An 18933-nucleotide genomic window follows, 5' to 3' on the forward strand; every position below is an offset into this window, starting at 1 on the left:
CTCCGGGGCCCTGGCCCATGAACCGCTCATCGATGACGAGACCTTCACTCGCGTCCAGACGCTGATCGCCAGTGCGGGCAGGCGCCCCGACGGGGTCATGAAGCCCCGGGCCAGCAAGCGCAACTACGCGCTGTCCGGCCTCCTGCACTGCGGCATCTGCCAACGACGCATGATCGGCAGCTACAACAACGACCGCAACAACTACCGCTGCACCTACGCCGCCGAGTACGCCGATGCCAACCGCATCGCACACCCCCGCAGCGTCTATGTCCGCGAGGACCACATCCTCGAACAACTCGACCCATGGCTCGCCCGAGCCTTCTCGCCCAGCCGACTCACCGCAACTGTCCAGGCCATAGCCGACGCGCAGCACGACGACGTCGACCAACAGGCGATCAAGGCGGCACGGGAAACCCTCGCCACCTGCGCCACCCGGCTGGACCGCTACCGCGCCGCCTTGGACAGCGGCGCCGATCCCACCGTCGTCAGCCGATGGATCGCCGACGTCCAAGCCGAACAGGTCATCGCCGAGGCCAACCTGCGTTGCCTCACCGGACGTCGGACCATGGGCCCTGACGAGATCCACCGCGTCGTAGAGGCTCTGGGAACCATCGCCGCCGTACTCCGCGACGCTGACCCCGCCGATAAGGCATTGATCTACCGCGAACTGGGGTTCACCCTGACCTACCGGCCGACGACCCGAACGGTGTCCGCTCAGGCGGCCCCAAGTGGATCATGTACTAGATTGTGTCCGAGGGGGGACTTGAACCCCCACGCCCTATACGGGCACTAGCACCTCAAGCTAGCGCGTCTGCCATTCCGCCACCCGGACCTGCACGTCCAGCCTACCGCGCCGGCCGAGGTGATCTTCTCACCGGTCGGCCGCCCGGCGGGCCACACGGGGAGTTACTGTACACCGCCCCCGTGGATCATGCACATCGGCTCCCGGCCAGTGGGCGGAACCGGACGAGCGGGGCCTTCCGGGTAGCGTCGGAGCGTACTGTGCCGGCAGCATGACGACGTGTCGCATCCCTCCCCCCTGGCCGCCGTCCAGCACCGGGCCCTCGCTCTGCGCCACGCGGGTGACCTGACCGCCGCACGCCGGTTGCTGGGCGACGCCGTCGAGTCCGCCGGTCCGCCGTACGGTCCGGACCACCCCGACGTGCTGAGCACCGCTCACCTGCTGGCCCGGCTCCACCGGGAGGCCGACGACCCGGCCGCCGCGCGCCGGGTCCTGGAGGAGGCGTTCGCGGCGGGCGAGCGCCGCTGGCCGCACGCCGACCCGCTGATGCTGGCGCTCTCCTTCGAGCTGGCCACCGTCGCCGACGAGCTCGGCAACCGCCACGAGGCCCGCCGCAACTACCGCCGCGTCGCCACCGCCGGGCCCGCCGTGCTCGGCGCCGACCATCCGGCGGTACGCGCGGCGCGCGAGTACCTCGGCGACGCCGCTCCCACCCCGGCCGACACCGCACCGGGTACGCTCAGCGCCACCAGCCAGACCCCGGGCCTCCCCACGTCGACCGGGCTGACGCCTCCACCGGCCCCGCACCCGGTCGGCTCGCCGCCCTCGCCGGTTTCCGGCGGCGCGGGCTCATCCGGGCGTACCGCTGATCTGGCGGCGCTGACCGGCCCGACGGTTTCCCTGGCGGTCCTCACCACCTCCTGGCGACCGCACGACGGCGCCACGACGGTCGCCCGGTCGACGACCACCGGCACCGGCCAGTCGTCTCCGCCGGCGCCGACCGGCCCGGCGCCCACGCCGCCGGCGGCCCCCTCCCCGGCCCAGGTTCCGCCCACGGCGTTGCCGGCCCCCTCCCCGATCCAGGTTCCGCCCGCGCCACGCCAGACGATCGCCCCGACCTCCGGTCCACCGGCTTTCCCGCCGGCTGTCGCCCCGGCTCCCGGCCCATCCACCCGGCCACCCGCCGAGGCGTCCCGGTCGGCCACCGCATCCGGGCCCGTCGCGGGGCCGGCCACCGCGGCGGCACGCCCGGCGACGCCCCCGACGGACCCGTCGGCGTACGTGGCACCGCCCGTCACGAACGCCCCGGCGCAGGGATCGCCCCGATCGACGTTCCCACCGGCTCGGCCGCATCCCGGGCCCACCCCACCACCGCAGGCGCCTGACTCCGTCCAGACCGGACCGACGGCCCACGGGCCCGGGCTCGGCACGGCCACGCGACAGCCGGCCACACCACCCGCGCCCCGGCGGCCGGTCAGCGACACGGTTCCGGCCGACGCGGCGGACGGTATGGGCAGCGGGCCGGCCCCCGTGTCCGGGCCGCCGGCGTCGACCGCCCCGTCCGCCGCGCGGTCCGGCGAGGCGACGATGCCCGGAGCGCGCTGGGATACCCCGACGGTCCAGGTGCGGCAGATCGAGCCGCTGCTCGCCGAGGAGGCCACACGCGGAGGCGCCCAGCCGGGTACGCAGGCACCACCGGCGGCTCCACGGCTCGGCGTCGAAGGCGCGGCCGCTGGCAACCCGGACACCGGACCCGCCCCGAACCACCCGGCGAGCGGCCCGCCACCGGGCACGCCTCCGGCCACGGTGTGGCCGGCCAGCGGACCACCCTGGCCCGCCGCACCGGTCAGCACGCCCCCGGGGCCCCTGCCACCGGTCAGCGCACCACCCGGTCCACCAGCGGCCGGCGAACCACCCTGGTCGGCCACACCGGTCAGCGCACCCCCGGGATCCGTGCCACCGGTCAGCGCACCGCCTGGCCTACCAGCGGCCGGTGGACCCTTCGGCCCGCCGGCAAGCGCGGCGCCGGTCCCGCCGTGGGTGATGGCCGCCTCGCAGTGGGACTCCGCCGCCGCGTCAGCGTCCACCGGCCGGCACGACGCTCCGACCGGCGCCGGCGAGCCGGCGTACCCGACCAGCGGTGGACCGGCCACCGGCACCGTCGGCGGCACGAACCCCACGAGCGGCGTCCCGGGCGGCGGGCCAGGCGCGTACCCGACAAGCGGGCCGCCGGCCGCGTACCCGACGAGCGGGGGTGGGCTGTCCGCGTACCCCGCCAGGGGTCCGGAGGGGCGTGCCCGGAACCGGACCGCGGTGATCGGGCTGGGCGCCGCCGTGGGCGTGGTCATGGTCGTGGCCGTCGGGGTGGGCGTGGTGGCCCTCGGCCGCGACGAGGCGGCGCCGGCGCCCGCTCCCCCGGCGCCCACGGCGCCGAGCCCCAGCCCGAGCGTCGCGACCGGTGCGCCGCCGACGGACCTGGCGCTGCGGGACGACTCCGCCACGATCACCCTCACCTGGACCGACCCGTCCGGCGGTGCGGTGCCGTTCATGGTGGCCGCCGGTCGCGCGGGACAGGGCCTGGGCGTGCTGGCCAGGGTGGATCCGGGCGAGACAAGCTACACGGTCAACGGGCTGAACTCCCGGGTGGACTACTGCTTCACGGTGCTCGCGGTGTACTCGACGGACACGTTCGCCACGTCCGGGCAGGTCTGCACCGACCGCGCGGGGTGACGGCAGGATCGCACACGCTGTGTGTCCACAGGGGGACGGTACGGGTTCCCCTGGCCACGCCCGGCCCATATGATGGCACCCGGCTTCAGGGGAGGGGCGCCGGTTCCGGCCCCGTCACCTGCTCAAACGACACGGGGAGGCAGCCGGTTGTGGCCACCGTCGACGACGCCGTGAACGCCCCGCCCCGCCGGTTCCGGGGTGGGCTGGTGACCGTCGCCACGGTCGCGGCCCTGCTGGCCGCGCTGGGGCTGACGGTGCTCGGCGTCGGCGCCGCCGACAACGCGGTCGCCAGCTACGACGCGAGTTCCTGGCTGTGGAGCACCGCGCGCAGCGAGCTGGCCCGGGTCAACGGGGTGACCGCACGGGTGGACACCCGGATGGAGGTTCCCGGCGCGCGGCGGCACCCGATGCAGGTCACCCAGACCGACCGGCTGCTGGTCCTGCGGGACCTGACCACCGGCCAGGTCAGCTCGCTGGACCTGGCCACCCTCCAGATCACGGCCACCTCGCGCACGACCCCCGGGCTCGGCGTGAACGTCGCGCTGCACGAGGACGCGGCGTTCGTGGTGGACGCGGTGCAGGGTGTCGTCCGGCAGCTCGACCCGCGTTCGCTGGCACCGGTCGGCGAACCGGTCCGCTACCCACCGGGCATCACCGGCGGGTCGTTCGACGGCGAGGGTCGGTTGTGGATCGCCGTGCCGAGCGAGGGCACAGTCTCGGCGGTCACCGCCGCACCCCTGCCGTCGGCGCCGGTGTCCGCCGCGCCTGCCGGGGCGGGCCTCAGCCCGAAGCGGGTCGAGACGTACGAGGTGGCCGAGCCCAGTCACGAGCTGGTGGTGTCCGCCCTGGACGACGGGGTGGCGGTGCTCGACCGGACGGCCGGTGTGCTGGTCCTGGTGCGCCGGGGCGACGTGACGCGGACGCCGCTGGCGACGTCCGCGCCGGCCGCGCTGCCCGCCCGCACCAGCGGGCCGGCGGTGCCGGTCACGGTGCCGGCCGAGCGGCGGGTGCACGTCGTCACCGACGGCGTGGTGCGCAGCTTCACCGTGCCGGGCAACGGGGCCGGCCTGGGCCCGGCCGTGTCGTGGGCCGGCCGGATCTACTGCGCGGACGAGTCGACCGGCACGGTGTACGCGTTCGACGGTGCCGGCCAGCTGGTCGACACCGTGAAGGGCCGGCCGACGGGCCCGCTGGAGCTGGAGGTCCGGGAGAACCACCTCTTCATCAACGCCCCCGACTCCTCGACGGCCCGGGTGGTGGACGACCGGCACCAGGTGCGCGAGGTCGACAAGTACGCCAACGACGTGCTCGGCGGGGACCCGCCGCCGGCTCCCCCGCCGCCGCCTCCGCCGAAGAAGCCGACGGTGGGCAAGCCGGGACCGCCGCGCGTGGTCACCGCCGCGGCCGGCAACGCCCAGGCGCGGGTGAGCTGGCGGGCCGCCGCCGCCAACGGCGCCGAGATCACCAAGTACGTGGTGAGCGGCGGCGGTCAGCGCGTCGAGGTGGGCGCCAACCAGCGCGCGGTCGAGATCAAGGGCCTGACCAACGGCGAGACGTACCGGTTCTCGGTGTTCGCGGTCAACGCCAAGGGCAACGGCCCGGCCCGTACGAGCAACCCGGTCACGCCGACGGCGGCGGTGCCGGATCCGCCGACAAGCGTCACCGCCGAGGCACGGCCGGACGGCACGGTGGTGGTGCGCTGGCCGGCGGCGAACGGGCAGGGCAACCGGATCGCCCGGTACGCGGTGACGGCCACCTCGGCCGGCACGAACGCCCCGGCCGGGGAGTCGACGAAGACCGAGCTGGTGGTGCCGGCGGGCGAGCTGGAGTACGGCACGCAGTACGCGTTCACGGTCGTGGCGGTCAACGACAAGGGCGCCGGTTCGGCGGCGTCCCCGGTGAGCAACACTGTCGTGCCGTACGCGACGCCCGGCCGGCCGGTGGACCTGCGGGCGACGACGGTGCCCAACCAGCCCGGCACGGTCGCGGTGCAGTGGGCGCCGGCCGAGCCGAACGGGCGGCCGGTCACGGGGTACCTGGTCGACGTGGGCGGCCGGCGCAGCGAGGTGACCGACACCCGCACGACGGTGAACGGCCTGGGCGACGGGCAGAACGTGACGGTGACCGTCAAGGCGGTCAACGAGGCCGGGCCCGGTCCGGAGGCCACCGCCACCGCCCGGACGGTGGCCGAGCCGCGGGTGACGGTGACCGGATCGTCGGCGACCGCCACCGCGGCGACCGTGACGTTCACCGTGGACGTCGGCGGCGGTGAGGCGACCTGCACGCTCAGCACCGGCGGCGAGCCGGCGAAGGCCGGCCCGTGCTCCCGGATCACTATGTCCGGGCTGACGCCGGGCACGGCGTACACGTTCACGGTGACCGCGAGCAACGCGGCCGGCGACGGCACCGCCACGCGCGCCCAGGCGACCGCCGCCCTGTACGGGACGGCGACCTGCCGTAACGGCGACTCCGGGGCGGAGGCCACGTACTGCGACGCGGACGTCGACGGCCGCAACGGCAACGAGGTCTTCTCCGTCCCCCGGCAGGACAACAACCGGCAGGTGGGGTGGGCGCGGCCGGGGACGCGGCTCAAGGCGTTCTGCAAGAGGCAGGGCGAAGAGGTGTACGCGTACATCTACAACGACCACAAGCGCAGCACCTGGTGGGTGCAGGTCGACTACAAGGGACGCAACTACATCCCGTGGGCCTGGCTGAACCTCGACGGCGGCGACGACATCGGCGTCCTGCCCACCTGCTGACTTCGACGCCAGGCAAGGAGCACCACCCCGTGAATCCGCCCGAGCCGCTCACCCAGCCGGAGGTGCAGGGCTTCGCCGCGCTCGCCGCCCGGCTGGCCGAGAACGTCAACGCGGTCGTGCTGGGCAAGCCGCAGGTGGTGCGGCTGGCCCTGACCGCCCTGTTCGCGCAGGGGCACGTGCTGCTGGAGGACGTGCCGGGGGTCGGCAAGACCACCCTGGCCCGGGCCGTCGCGGCCACGGTGAAGGGTGAGTGGCGGCGGATCCAGTTCACGCCGGACCTGCTGCCCTCCGACGTGTCCGGGGTGACCATCTTCAACCAGGCGACCCGGGGGTTCGAGTTCCACCCGGGGCCGGTGTTCGCCAACATCGTCATCGCCGACGAGATCAACCGGGCGTCGCCGAAGACCCAGTCGGCGTTGCTGGAGGTGATGGAGGAGCGCACGGTCACCGTGGACGGCGTCCGCCATCCGGTGCCGCAGCCGTTCCTGGTGGTGGCCACGCAGAACCCGGTCGAGATGGACGGCACGTACCGGCTGCCCGAGGCCCAGTTGGACCGCTTCCTGGTGAAGCTGTCCGTCGGGTACCCGGACGAGGCGGTCGAGGTGGAGGTGCTGCGCGGGGCGACGGTCCGCTCCCCCGAGGCGCTGACGCCGGTGACCGACACCGCCACCGTCGGGGAGATGGTGCGGATGGCCCAGCGGGTGCACATCGCCGAGCCGCTGTACGCGTACGCGGTCAAGCTAGCGGCGGCGACGCGGAACCACCCGCAGGTCCGGGTGGGGGTGAGTCCCCGGGGTGTCATCGCGCTGACCCGCGCGGCGTGCGCGTACGCGCTGATCGACGGGCGGGGCTGGATCATGCCGGAGGACCTGAAGACCCTCGCCGAGCCGGTGTTCGCGCACCGCCTGCTGCTCACCCCGGACGCGCAGGTGCGCGGGGTGACCGCGGCGGAGGTGCTGCGCCAGGCGGTCGCCTCGGTGCCGGTGCCGCTCCCCTCGGGGCAGCCGGCCCCGGCGCGGAGCTGACCGGGACCTGCCGTGGGGATCACCGCCCGGGGTGTCGGGCTGCTCGTCGCCGCCGTCGTGCTGCTGGCGGTCGGTTTCCGGTTCGCGTACCCGGAACTGGCCCTGCTCGGCGCGGCGGCCGCGACCGCGGTCGGGTACGCGCTGGTCACCGCGGCGTGGCGGCCCCGGCTGGAGGTGACGCGCCACGCCGACCCGGACCGGGTGGCCCGGGGAGAGCCGGCCGCGATGACGCTGACCGTGCGGAACACCGGGCGGCTGCGCGCGGCGAGCCTGGTGGCCGAGGACCGGTGCGGCGGGGCGAGCGTGCCGGTGCCGCTGCTCCGGCTGCGTCCGGGGCGGGACACCACGGTCCGCTACGACGTGCCGACGGCCCGCCGGGGTGTCGTACCGGTGGGGCCGCTGCGGGTCACCCGACGGGATCCGCTGGGGCTGGTGGCACTGTCCCGCCCGTACGGCGGGACGGTCCCGGTGTGGGTGCACCCGCGGATCCATCCGCTGACCGCGGTGCCCACCGGCGCCGGCCGCAGCCTGGACGGGCGGGTGGACGCCGTGCCGCACGGGTCGATCACGTTCGACTCGCTGCGGGAGTACGTGGTCGGCGACGAGTTGCGCCGCGTGCACTGGCGGACCAGCGCACGGGTGGGTGAGCTGATGGTCCGCGAGAACGTCGACACCAGCCTGCCCCGCCTGGTGGTGCTGCTGGACAACCGGGCGACGGCCCACCCGGACCGTGTGGACGGGGTGGCGGAGTCGTTCGAGTCGGCGTGCGAGGCGGCGGCGTCGGTGGTCACCGCCGCTGTCCGCGCCGACCTGCCGGTGGTGCTGCTGCTGGTCGCGCCGGAAGCGGCCGGCACGGCGGGAGCAGGCGTGGCGGGGCCCGGCGCGGCTCCGCTGGACCGGCTCGCGGCGGCGCAACTCGGCAAGGAGGACACTCTCGACGCCACCCTTACCCGGCTGCGGCGGGACCGCCCCGGCGACACGCTCGTGGTCCTCACCGGCCCCGGCGGGCGGGGTTCGCTCGGGCGGATCGGGGCGCTGCGCGGCGCGTACCCGTCGGTGGTGGTCGGTGTGTTCGGGGCCGCGCAGCCGGCGCAGGCGACCGAGCTGGTGGTGATCGACGCCGTGGACGGCGCCGCCTTCGCCGCCGAGTGGGACCGGGTGCGGCGATGGTGAGCACGACCGGCCGGCCCGCGTCCGCGGAGCCCGTGGGCGAGCGGCCCGCGGTGTCAGCAAAGGGCCCGGCAGGCGTCAAGGGTCCCTTCCTCACCGACGTCCCGGTGGCGCTGGCGCTCGTCGTCATGGTGGCGCTGTCCGGGGTGGCGCTGGGGCGCGTGTACGCGGGCGGACTGATCACCGGACTGGTCGCGGGCGCGGCGGCCGGGTCGGTGCTGGTCGGTGTGGCGTGCCGGCGGCTGCCGTCGTGGCTGGTGGCGCCGATGTCGGTGCTCGGCATGACGGCGTGGACACTGTGGTCGCTGCGCCTGGCCGCGGGCCGGGCCGACGTGCCCGGGCCGCTGGTCGAGGTGGCGGCCGACGCCGCCCGCAACGGCATCCCCCGGCTGCTGACCGCGATGATCCCGGTCGAGCCCACACCGGACACGGTGGTGGTGCCGGTCGTCGCCGCCTGGCTGGCCGGCCTCGCCGCCACGGAGGTGGCGCTGCGGGCGGGCCGGGTGCTGCTCGGGTACCTGCCGCCGGTGCTGCTCTACGCCGGCGCGCTCTACGTGGTCGGGCCGAACGCCGACCCGGGGGTACGGCCGACGCTGGCGTTCGTCGCCGTGGCGGTGCTGGGGCTCGCCGTCCCGCGAGGAGCCGGGCCGGTCGCCGACGACCCGGTGGGCCTGCCGCCGGCGGTGCGCACCGCGCTGCGGGCCCGGCTCGCCGGGGCCTCCGCGGCCGGGGTGGCGGTGGTGGTCGCGCTGGCCGCGCTGCTCGGTGCGGCGCTCGCCGGGCAGGTCGGGGGGCGCCCGGTGGATCCCCGCCGGTACGTGGAACCGCCCCGGGTGGACACCCTCGACGAGAACCCGCTGATCCGCATCTCCGGCTGGGCGCTGAACCCGGACCAGAAGCTGCTGGAGGTGACGACGTGGCGGGCGTCCGGCGCGGCCGCGATCGCCGGTGCCGATCCGCCCGCTGACACCGCTCCGGCCACCGGCGTCGACGACGTGCGGATCCGGCTGGCGGTGCTCAGCGACTACGACGGGGTCACCTGGCGGGTCGGGGCGACGTACCGCAACGCCGGCCGGATCCTGCCCGGCACGGCCCCCGCCGCCGGCAGCACCGTCGAGACGGTACGGCAGGACATCACCGTCGCCGACCTGACCGGGCGGCTGCTGCCCGCCGTCGCCACCCCCCGCGAGGTCACCGGGGCGCGGGTGGCGTACGACCCGGCCACCGGCACGCTGATCCGCCCGGAGGGGCTGACGCCCGGGCTGCGGTACGCGGTGACCTCCGCCCGGGAACGGCCGGACGCCAACCTGCTGGCCACCGCGAACGTCCCGGCCGGCGACGACGTGGCCCGGGCGCTGCGGGTCGCCGACGGGGTGCCCGATCCGCTGCGGCGGCTCGCCGCCCAACTCGCCGAGTCCAACGGGGCGCCGTACGCGCGGGCCACCGCCGTCGAGCAGTTCCTCGCCGAGCACTACCGGCTCGTCGCGGACGCGCCGAGCGGGCACGCGTACCCGAATCTGGCCTTCTTCCTGTTCGGGCCCCGCAACGCGGGCGGGCAGCGCGGCACGTCGGAGCAGTTCGCGGCGGCGTTCGCGGTGCTGGGCCGCCTGGCCGGCCTGCCCACCCGGGTGGTGGTGGGCTTCCAGTCGCCCCGCAGCGGACCGGTGCGGGCCGGTGACGCGTACGCCTGGCCGGAGGTGCTCTTCGACGGGCTCGGCTGGGTGCCGTTCAACCCGCTGCCCCGGCCGGACATCGAACCCCGTCCGGTGGAGGAGGACTTCCGGCCGCCGCCGGAGGAGCCGCCGCCGTCGGAGGCGCCGCAGCCGAGCGCGGAGCCGACGCTCCCGCCGGAGCCGGTCGCCGCGCCCGGCGGACCGGTCGACTCGGGCGGCCCGTCCACTCTGGTGCTGGTGGCCGGTGGCAGCGGCGGCGCGCTGCTCCTGGTGGCGGCGTCGCTGGTGGCCCTGCTGTGGCTGCGCCGCTCGCAGAGCCGGAACCGGTTGTACCGGGGTGACCCCGGCGAGCGTGTGGCCGGCGCCTGGCGGGAGGTGACCGACGCGCTGCGTCTCGCCGGCCATCCGGTCTCCGGTGACCTGGCGGCCACCGAGGTCGCCGCCCGAGCCCGCGACGTCCTCGCCGCCGCACGCCGGTCCCCCGCCGCCACCGACGGTCAGGCGGTCGAGGCGGGTGTCCGGGAGCTGGCGGGTCTGCTCAACCGGGCGGCGTTCGCACCCGGCGCGGTCGCCGAGGGGCAGTCGGCCCGGGCCGTCGTCGCCGCTCAGGGCTACGTGGCGGCGCTCCGCGCCGCCCGTCCGTGGTGGGGCCGGCTCCTCTGGTCCGTGCATCCCGGTCCCCTGGTCCGGGCGCGGCGTGCGGACAGGCCGGTGGACGCCCGCGACGGACGACGCCTTCGGTGATCGGATGACGGTGAGCCGGTGCTGGGGCGTGTGTCGAAGTCCTCGGTCGAGCCGAGGCGGAGTCCAGGCGACGACCGGCTGGTCGTCAGCCGCTCACGAGGCGCAGGCGGCCGACAGGGCGGCCAGCAGGCCGGCCGGGTCGTGCACGACGCGGTGCCCGTCGGCGATGACGCGGCGGGTGCCGGCGTCGACGGGCTCGGTCCGTGCCCAGCTCACCGGAGCGACGCCCAGCTCGACCTCGAAGCCGGACGGGCGGCGTACGCGGATCTCCCGGAGCGGCCCCCACTCCGCGAGGCGGGTCACCTCGCCGCCGAGCAGACCGGCCCAGAGGTCCGCGTCCGCGTACCGCGGGTCGTCGGTGAGGACCACGATGTCGATGTCGGAGTCGATCCGCGCCGCACCGCGTGCCCAGGAGCCGACCACCGCCACACCCCGGACGTCCTCGCGTTCGGCCGCCCACCCGGCCACCCGGTCGACCATCGACCACGCCTCCCGGGTCCGCTCCTCCGTCGCCACGCGTACTCCGGACGCCTACCGTTCGCCGCCGACGCAGTTGTTGCTGGTCAGCGTCACCGAGTACTCCCGGTCGTCGGTGGTGATGCCGGACGGCGCGCCGTCGAACCAGGTCTCGACCTTCTCCCAGCCACGCCGCTGCTCGTAGTGCAGGTGCGGCGCGCCGGAGTTGCCGGTGCTGCCGACCCTCCCGATCTGCTCGCCCTGGGCGACCCGCTGGCCGACCTCGACCAGCGGCGGTTCGAGCAGGTGCAGGTACTGCGTCTCCCACCGGCCACCGTGGTCGATCTTGACCCAGTAGCCACCGCCGCGCCCGCGTGGGCCGGTCGGGTTCCCCGGGGTACGACCACCGAGCGACCCGTTGATCCCCGCGACGGTGACCTCGCCGGCGGCGGACGCGAGCACCGGCCGCCCCCACGGGTCGCCCGCCGTGGGGAACAGGTCGATGTCGTAGTCGTCGTGGCCGGGGTAGGTGCCGAGCCGCCACGTCTCGCCACAGGAGACGGGGAGCTGGAAGTGCGGGCGCGGTCCCGGCGGAAGCAGCAGCGGGACGACGACCACCGCGACCGCGACGACGACCGCCACCGCGCCGAGTACCAGGACCAGGCGGAGGGTGGGGCGTCTGGAGAGGCGGTCGGTCGTCATCGCCCCGAGCATCGCAGACGTGCACAAGGCCCGGGCCGGCGGTTCCGCCGCCCGTCAGGCGGTGAGTCGGCGGACCAGCTTGCGCATGCCGGCCTGCCAGCCGTCCGGGTCCTCGGCGCGGCGGAGGGCGTACGCGGCGACCTCCGGGTGCGGCAGGATCAGGAAGCGCTCCTCGGCGAGCCCGGCGACCACCGAGTCGGCGACCTGGTCCGGGGTGAGCACCGCGCCGGACGCGGCGATCACCTTCGCGCCCAGGTGACCGGCGGCCAGCCCCGGCGACCTCGGAGGACCAGGCGTCGGTGAAGCCGGCCCCGTCGAGAGCGCGGTAGACCGCGGCGTGGTCGGCGAGCGGAATCCCGCCCAGCGGCACCGTCATGCCCCAACGCGTCGTCATCCGTCGATGATGTCGGCCCCCGATGCCGTCGAGCAAGATCGGGGACGGTTTCCCTGTTGCCGGTCGCCCGGAGCGGGTGGGGTGCTAGGACTGCTTGGTGGGGACGTTCGCGCGCGGGACACGCTGACCATGGCGAGGGCCGGCGCGAGGCGGCTCGTGCCCGCCACCGAGGCTGCCGGCCGGGCGACTTTCCTGGAGCTCTTCTTCGACCTGGTCTTCGTCTTCGCGCTGACCCGCATCTCGGCCCGCGCGTTCGAGGACCTGGCGCTGGAACCGGTGGGCACGCAGGGTTGGACGGCGGTCACCGGCGGCGGGAAGACGCTGCTGTTGCTGTTCGCGCTCTGGGCGGTGTGGCAGGGCACCGCGTGGACCACCAGCCGGTACGACCCGTACCACGCCTGGGTCCAGGTCATCGTGATGATCGCCCTGGTCGCCAGCATGGTGATGGGGGTGGCGCTCATCCGGGCGTTCCGCGAGACCGGAATGGCCTTCGCGGTCGCGTACGTGGTGGCGCAGGTGTCCCGGCCACTGATCCTGCTGATCGCCCTCGGGGACCACCCGCACCGCCGGCTGAAGCTGCGGATGCTGCTCATCTTCGCCTCGACGGGTGTCCTCTGGATCGTCGGGGCGCTGCTGCCGACGAACCCCCGGGTGGTGCTCTGGACTACCGCCCTGACCCTGGAGTACCTCGCGGTCCGGTTCGGCTGGCCGGTGCCGGGGCTGGGCCGGTCGACGACCTCGAAGTGGGACATCGCCGGCGAGCACCTGGCCGAGCGGTACCAGCAGTTCTTCCTCGTCGCGCTCGGCGAGACCATTCTGGTGGCGGGCCTGTCGTACAGCCCGGGCCCGTACGGCGCGGGCCAGACCACCGCGTTCGCGTTGGCGCTCGCCACGAGCATCCTGCTCTGGCGGATCTACGTACAGCGGGCCGGGCAGATCCTCGGCGAGGCCGTCGGCAAGGCACGGCACCCGGCGACGATCGGCCGGTCCGCCGCCGACACCCACCTGCTGATGACCGTCGGGCTCACCGGCACCGCCATCGGCTACGAGCTCACGATCGAACATCCTCTGGTGCATCCGGAGCCGGCGTGGGTGGTGATGGTGCTCGGCGGGCCCGTGCTCTTCCTCGCCGGTCGGGCCCGGCTCGAGTGGGAGGTCTTCAGCCGGGTCTCACCCTCCCGTTGGATCGCGGCCCTGGTGCTGCTGGCCGTGCTGCCGATCCTTGAGCACCAGCCGATGTTGATCGCCGCGGCCGTGGCCGCCGTCGTCCTGGGCGCGGTGGCGGTCGCCGACGCACGCCGGGCGCGCGGCCGGCCGCCGGAGGCGGCGGCACCGCCGTTCTGACGGTCCGGTACGCGGCCGCCCGCGCGCTACCCTCCCTGGCGTGACCTTCTCGCTCGTCGCCCGCTCCGACGACGGCCGGCTGCACGGCGTCATCGTGGCCAGCAAGTTCCTCGCCGCGGGCGCCCTGGTCCCGGCCGCCGAGGCCGAGGTCGGGGCCCTCGCCACCCAGGCCCACGTGAACCTGGCCTACCGCCCGCAGGGCCTGGCGCTGCTGCGTACCGGTGTCGCCGCCAGCGACGTGGTCGCCGGTCTGGTCGCCGCCGATCCCGAGCGCGAGCACCGGCAGCTCGGCGTGGTGGGCGCGAACGGCACGGGCGCCACCTGGACCGGCCCGGCGTGCCATCCCTGGGCGGGCGGCCAGGCCGGGGACGGGTGGGCCGCGCAGGGCAACATCCTCGCCGGCCCCCAGGTGATCGACGCCGTGCGCGACGGCTGGCTCGGCGGCTCGGCCCTGGCCTTCCCGGACCGGCTCGTCGCCGCCCTGCGCGCCGGTGACCAGGCCGGCGGCGACCGGCGGGGCCGGCAGAGCGCCGGGCTGCTGGTGGTCGAGCGCGGCGGCGGGTACGGCGGCACCGGCGACGTCCTGGTGGACCTGCGGGTGGACGACCATCCCGACCCGGTGGCCGAGCTGGGCCGGCTGCTCGCCGTGCACACCCTGCTGTTCAGCCGGCCCGATCCGGCGACCCTGCTCGACCTCACCGGCGCGGTCGCCACCGAGGTCGTCGCCCTGCTCACCGCCCTCGGGCACCCCGCCCACCCGGCCGCCCCGGACGAGGCGCTGTTCTCGTGGGCGGGTCTGGAGAACCTGGAGGAGCGACTGGTGCCGGGCCGCATCGACCCGGTCGTCCTGGACCACCTCCGAAAGGCCGCCCCGCACGTCCCGGCGCCCCGACCCGCCGGCGAGGCCCTGCCCGCCTCCTGACGGCGCGGCTGGAGCGCGGCCCGCCCGGGGGCGCGGCAGTGGGGTCGCAGGCGGCGCCGCCGGGCAGGACAGCGGCCCGTCCGCCGCCGGCGCGGCGGTCAGGGGGCGAAGGAGAGCCAGCGGAAGCCCGCGGCGTCGACGGCGGCGCGCTCCGCGGCGGTCAGCGGTGCCCGGCCGGTGGCCTTGCGGATCAGCGTGAGCCGGTCCCACCCCAGGGCGGCCGGCGCCGGCCGGCCGCCGGTGAGAAGGTCGGCGACGAGCGCGGCCGCGGCCGGGGTCAGCCACGGCGGCCGGTCGAGCGCCGCGGCCAGGTCCAGGCCGTGCACCCCCACCTCCACCACCCGGGTACGCAGGAACTCGACCACCGTCATCGCGTCGCCGTGTCGGGTGCGGACGACCCGGTCGGACGGCTGGGCGTCGACCGCGTCGAGGGTGGCCCGCCACACCCGGTCCACGTCGTCGGCGAGGTTGGCGGCGGTGAGGTCCCGGCCCTCACGGCGGCCGCTGTCGACGCGCGCGGCGTCGACGGGCGGGGTGAACTTCGCCGCGCCGAAGTAGCCGGCCGCGTCCACCTCCGCCCGGGGCGGGGGCGGGGCGGCCAGCATGTCGGTCAGCCGCCCGAGGCCGGTGCGGACGTGGGCGAGCAGGTCGCGGACGGTCCACGGCCGGCAGTCGGTGGGCCGGTCGAGGTCGTCCTCGGTGAGGTCGCGGAGCACGGCGACCAGCCGGTCGCACTCGTCCCGGAACGCCTCGCGCACCGCCGGCACGGTCAGCCCTTGATCCGCGGAACGAGGCGGTGCACGCTGATCAGCACCAGGGCCATGACCATGCCCATGGTCCCGGCGATCCCGGCGGCGCTGCCCGCGTACCCGACGAAGAGCGGGCGGCGGCTCAGCTCGGCCGGGGCGACCCGGGGCAGGCCGGCCAGCCAGGTCAGGGCGAGGACGCAGGCCACCACCGCCAGCGCGCCGCCGATGCCGAGCACGGCGGTGGCGACCCGGTGCGCGTCGGCGGAGTCGACCTGCGCCTGCTCCCGCTGGGTGACGAGCAGCAGCAGCCCGCCCAGCGCCGCCCACACGCCCACCACGAGGTACGCGGCCACGGCGTCGCTGGGCCGGTGCCAGCCGGCGGAGAGGGTGGCGACTCCGGCGGCCGCCGCGTAGCCGGCACCGAGGAACGCGCCGGCGACCCGCATCGTCGGGGGCAGAACGAGCACCAGCGCCACCGCGACCGAGGCGGCGACGGTGGTGTGCCCGCTCGGCAGGCTGTTGCCGGCGTAGATCCGCTCCGGGTCGATGCCGAAGTCGGGCCGGGCGAGGCCGTACTTGAGTGCCTGGGTGGTGGCGTTCGCGCCGACGATGAGCAGGGTGGCGGTGACCGCGAGCGCGACCCGCCCCCGGATCAGCGCGATGAACCCGATCACGGCCGTCGCCGCCACCAGCGACACCACCGACATGGCGTTGAGGATCCGGTCGACCGGGCCGTCGATGCGGTCCTGGCCGATCCGGTTGCCGGTCAGCGCGACCGTGTCGAGCCACTGGCCCAGTTCGGTGTGCACGGCCACGCGCCAGACGGCGAGGAAGGCGGCCGCCTGCACCAGCACGAGCACGAGCACGACCAACCAGACCGCCGTCCCACCCCTCGCCGTCGTCCGCACCCGCACAACTTAATGCGGTGTCCACGAACGCTCACCGGCTACGCCGGTGGTTGTTGTGGATCCTCGCCTTTCGGGCGAGCGACTCCCCACCAGTTGGTGGGGCGGGCCTCCGCAGGCCATCTGATCCTCGCGCCGCCGGTGGGCGGCGGGGGTCACGCCGGGACTGGCCGGTGCCGGGTAGGTGCCGGCCGGCTCGACGGTGCGTGACCACCTGCGGCAGCACAGGAGCTGCCTGGGTGGTGTGTCCGCCGCCCGGGCTGCGGGTGGCGATGCTGGCGGCCGCGACCAGGTCACGGTGCCCTGAAAACCGACAGTGCGGGCAGGACATCCTCCGCCCACGTGGTTTCGGTACCCGCCGGTGGCAGGCGGGGCAGGTCGACGAGGTGCCGCGTTCGTCCACTAGATGGACGGTGATGCCAGCCAGGGTGGCCTTGTCGGTCAGGATCTGTAGGAGCTGGCCGATCCGCCACTGCCGCAGCCGCAGGTTGTGCCGCTGCCCTGCATCAAGGTCGAGCACACCACGGGAGTCGCCGACGTGCAGCACGCCGACCCGCTGTTGCACGGCCCAGGAGATGACGGTGGCGGTGGCTTCGTGTTGGGCCTGGCGGATCTGGCGCCGGTGCCGGCCCTCCACCAGCCGAGCCCGGCGGCGATACCGGTGCCACCGGCGCGACCCACGCTGGCCCGGTTTCGGTGCCCGTCGGGCAACGGCCCGGGCGCGGGCTCTGCTGTCGGACAGGTGCATCCGGTGCTCGGCGCGCATCGCCCGCCCCGACACCAACAACCCCTCACCGTCGGGGCCGGCCACCGCATACGGGTGGATGATCCCCACGTCCACCCCCCCGGCCACCCGGCTACGGTCCGGCCCCTCACCGGGCTGATAGGTGGCCACGGGGACTTCGGCGGTGACGTCCAGGTACAGCCGGCCACCCTCAATCAGTAGGGTGACCGACCGGACCTGCCCGGGCGGGTACGGCAACTCCCGGGCCAGCCGCAGCCACAACGGCGACGTGCCTCTCGCGGTCGGGATACGAACCCGGCGCCCGTCCAGGGTGAAGGTGCCGTGATACCAGCGCACCGGCACCAACCCACGCCGTCGGCGCGGAGACTGCGCCGACACGTCACCACTCTTGCGCCGTTTCGCCGCCGCGAACCACGCATCTGAGAACCGGCGCAAAACCGAGCGAGCACCCGTGGTGTCCAACTCGGCGAACGTGCCCGGCCCGGATGCCGCCAGCTCACGGCACAACTCCTGGTAACCCACGAGCGGGACATCGCCGCGGCGACGCCGCCACCCGTTGACCTCCAACACGCACGCCCACACATCGCCAGCCGACCGCAGCAGGCCGAAACACCGCCGTCGCTGCCCGGGGGTCGCCCGCAATCCAACCCGAGCAGTGCGATATACCACCGCAGGCGCGCACGGATCCCGACGACGAGGCATAAACCGGAGCCAACACCACCCCTACGACAATTTCTCCACACAACCCACGCGGCGAAGGTTGATGGGCACTGCATTAGCGACATGTCACACCCGCCGGGCCGGTGGCCCGCCGCACGTCCGCGACTAGGTTTGAGGCATGGTCCACCGGTAGCTACGGCCCCGCTCGAGCGCCGTTCATGGGGTGGACGGTAGGGAGGTGAGGGTGACCAGCACACCGGAGCAGGGGGCGACCCCGGCGGGACGGCCGGAGTCGCTCGCCGACCTGCTCGGCGGGCGCCGTGGGGCGGTCGACGCCACGTTGCCGCCGGTGGCGTTCGCCGCGGGCTGGCTGCTCGGCGGGGAGTCGCTGCCGCTCGGTGTGGGTGCCGCGCTGGTGACCGGGGCGGCGGTGGCCGCCTGGCGGTGGCGCCGTGGGCAGCGGCCACGGTCGGTGCTGGTCGGCCTGCTCGCCGTCTGCGTCGCCGCGCTGGTCGCGCTGCGGACCGGCCGGGCCGAGGACTTCTTCCTGGTGCAGCTCCTCGCCAACGCGGCGAGCGCGCTCGCCTGGCTGGTCAGCATCGTGGTCCGTTGGCCGCTGCTGGGCCTTGTCGTCGGGGGCGCCCTGCGGCAGCGGACCAAGTGGCGCCGGGATCCGGCGCTGCTGCGGGCGTACGGGCGGGGCAGCTGGATCTGGGCGGCCAGCTACCTGCTGCGTGTGGCGGTGTTCCTGCCGCTGTGGCTCGGCGGGCAGGTCGTCGCGCTGAGCGTCGCCCGGGTGGCGCTGAGCTGGCCGCTGGTGGCCGCCTGTCTCGCGGTCAGCTGGGTGGTCGTGCGCCGGTCGCTGCCGCCCGACCACCCGGGCCTGCGTCATCCGGTGGACGAGGAGAGAACTCTGTCCGCGGCCTCGGCTGCGCGCTGAGGAACCGCGGGAGAGCGGGCGTCGGGGCCGGAAAATGAGGGAGAGGCCGCCACGGGGGGAGCGGCCTCTCCGGTGACGTACGTTACTCCGTCGCGGTCGCGTCCGTGATCCCCAACGGGCCCGTTTTTCGGGCTTTTTCGCGCCCTGTGCACAACCGGGTGATGGGGTGGGCCGGCCGATCCGCTGCGTCGGCCGGACGGCCGGCCCACCCCGGCCTGACCGTGGGCGTCAGGCCGTCCGCCGGTCGGGCGCTGCGTACCCCCGCGCCCCGAC

General features: G+C 75.3%; 14 protein-coding genes, 1 tRNA gene and 2 pseudogenes. 9 read left to right on the forward strand and 8 right to left on the reverse strand.

Translation table 11 applies throughout. The features are described 5' to 3' along the window. Positions 1-97: 97 nt before the first annotated feature. Complete coding sequence (locus HCJ94_RS31560) at positions 98-793, forward strand: recombinase zinc ribbon domain-containing protein (protein WP_168003558.1); 696 nt, start codon at positions 98-100, stop codon at positions 791-793. Here the strand turns inward: HCJ94_RS31560 and HCJ94_RS25140 are convergent. After that, positions 749-832: transfer RNA gene (locus HCJ94_RS25140), tRNA-Leu, on the reverse strand. The two genes, HCJ94_RS31560 and HCJ94_RS25140, sit on opposite strands and share 45 nt — an antisense overlap. Before the next feature lie 189 nt (positions 833-1021). Between HCJ94_RS25140 and HCJ94_RS31645 the strand changes: the two genes are divergently transcribed. From HCJ94_RS31645 to HCJ94_RS25165, 5 genes are all read left to right on the forward strand, one after another. Beyond that, positions 1022-3472: a fibronectin type III domain-containing protein gene (locus HCJ94_RS31645; RefSeq protein ID WP_309227424.1), complete on the forward strand. Its 2451-nt coding sequence runs from the start codon at positions 1022-1024 to the stop codon at positions 3470-3472. A gap of 149 nt (positions 3473-3621) precedes the next feature. Further along, a complete protein-coding gene (locus HCJ94_RS25150; protein ID WP_168003521.1) occupies positions 3622-6231 on the forward strand; it encodes a fibronectin type III domain-containing protein in 2610 nt (869 codons plus the stop codon). A gap of 29 nt (positions 6232-6260) precedes the next feature. Next, positions 6261-7256 (forward strand): AAA family ATPase, encoded by a 996-nt coding sequence (locus tag HCJ94_RS25155; RefSeq protein ID WP_168003522.1) that lies wholly within the window; start codon positions 6261-6263, stop codon positions 7254-7256. Between the two features lie 12 nt (positions 7257-7268). Then, positions 7269-8429, forward strand: a complete 1161-nt coding sequence (locus HCJ94_RS25160; RefSeq protein WP_168003523.1) for a DUF58 domain-containing protein — start codon at positions 7269-7271, stop codon at positions 8427-8429. Next, complete coding sequence (locus HCJ94_RS25165) at positions 8423-10843, forward strand: transglutaminaseTgpA domain-containing protein (RefSeq protein WP_205801893.1); 2421 nt, start codon at positions 8423-8425, stop codon at positions 10841-10843. Before HCJ94_RS25160 ends, HCJ94_RS25165 begins: the two co-directional genes overlap by 7 nt. A gap of 93 nt (positions 10844-10936) precedes the next feature. Here HCJ94_RS25165 and HCJ94_RS25170 read toward each other — a convergent pair whose 3' ends face one another. The 4 genes and pseudogenes from HCJ94_RS25170 to HCJ94_RS31650 form a co-directional block, all read right to left on the reverse strand. Further along, positions 10937-11323: a nucleotidyltransferase domain-containing protein gene (locus HCJ94_RS25170; RefSeq protein WP_168003559.1), complete on the reverse strand. Its 387-nt coding sequence runs from the start codon at positions 11321-11323 to the stop codon at positions 10937-10939. A gap of 51 nt (positions 11324-11374) precedes the next feature. Continuing rightward, positions 11375-12001, reverse strand: a complete 627-nt coding sequence (locus tag HCJ94_RS25175) for a M23 family metallopeptidase (RefSeq protein WP_168003525.1) — start codon at positions 11999-12001, stop codon at positions 11375-11377. Positions 12002-12055: 54 nt separating this feature from the next. Further along, positions 12056-12289: pseudogene (locus HCJ94_RS25180) on the reverse strand (dehydrogenase); the annotation flags it as partial. Beyond that, a pseudogene (locus HCJ94_RS31650) lies at positions 12255-12377 on the reverse strand (LLM class F420-dependent oxidoreductase); the annotation flags it as partial. The pseudogenes HCJ94_RS31650 and HCJ94_RS25180, both read right to left, overlap by 35 nt. A 174-nt stretch (positions 12378-12551) precedes the next feature. Between HCJ94_RS31650 and HCJ94_RS25190 the strand changes: the two are divergent. Beyond that, positions 12552-13739, forward strand: coding sequence for a low temperature requirement protein A (locus tag HCJ94_RS25190; RefSeq protein WP_309227425.1), 1188 nt, complete (start codon positions 12552-12554; stop codon positions 13737-13739). Positions 13740-13779: 40 nt separating this feature from the next. Beyond that, positions 13780-14661 carry a DUF1028 domain-containing protein gene (locus HCJ94_RS25195; protein WP_168003527.1) on the forward strand — a complete coding sequence of 294 codons (882 nt, stop codon included), beginning with the start codon at positions 13780-13782 and terminating at the stop codon, positions 14659-14661. Positions 14662-14759: 98 nt separating this feature from the next. Here the strand turns inward: HCJ94_RS25195 and HCJ94_RS25200 are convergent, their stop codons facing one another. Genes HCJ94_RS25200 through HCJ94_RS25210 form a run of 3 tightly spaced genes read right to left on the reverse strand, consistent with a single transcriptional unit; the run spans position 14760 to position 17762 of the window. Next, positions 14760-15434 carry a maleylpyruvate isomerase N-terminal domain-containing protein gene (locus HCJ94_RS25200; protein ID WP_168003560.1) on the reverse strand — a complete coding sequence of 225 codons (675 nt, stop codon included), beginning with the start codon at positions 15432-15434 and terminating at the stop codon, positions 14760-14762. Beyond that, positions 15431-16324: a phosphatase PAP2 family protein gene (locus HCJ94_RS25205; RefSeq protein ID WP_168003528.1), complete on the reverse strand. Its 894-nt coding sequence runs from the start codon at positions 16322-16324 to the stop codon at positions 15431-15433. Before HCJ94_RS25205 ends, HCJ94_RS25200 begins: the two co-directional genes overlap by 4 nt. A 25-nt stretch (positions 16325-16349) precedes the next feature. Next, positions 16350-17762, reverse strand: coding sequence for an RNA-guided endonuclease InsQ/TnpB family protein (locus HCJ94_RS25210; RefSeq protein WP_240944506.1), 1413 nt, complete (start codon positions 17760-17762; stop codon positions 16350-16352). A 202-nt stretch (positions 17763-17964) separates the two neighbouring features. On the opposite strand from HCJ94_RS25210, the gene HCJ94_RS25215 reads away from it, so the two are divergent. Beyond that, positions 17965-18660: a DUF3159 domain-containing protein gene (locus HCJ94_RS25215; protein WP_168003530.1), complete on the forward strand. Its 696-nt coding sequence runs from the start codon at positions 17965-17967 to the stop codon at positions 18658-18660. The last annotated feature ends 273 nt before the right edge of the window (positions 18661-18933 follow it).

Origin of the sequence: Micromonospora thermarum, from assembly GCF_012034245.1 — a bacterium.
Classification (GTDB): Bacteria; Actinomycetota; Actinomycetes; order Mycobacteriales; family Micromonosporaceae; genus Micromonospora; species Micromonospora thermarum.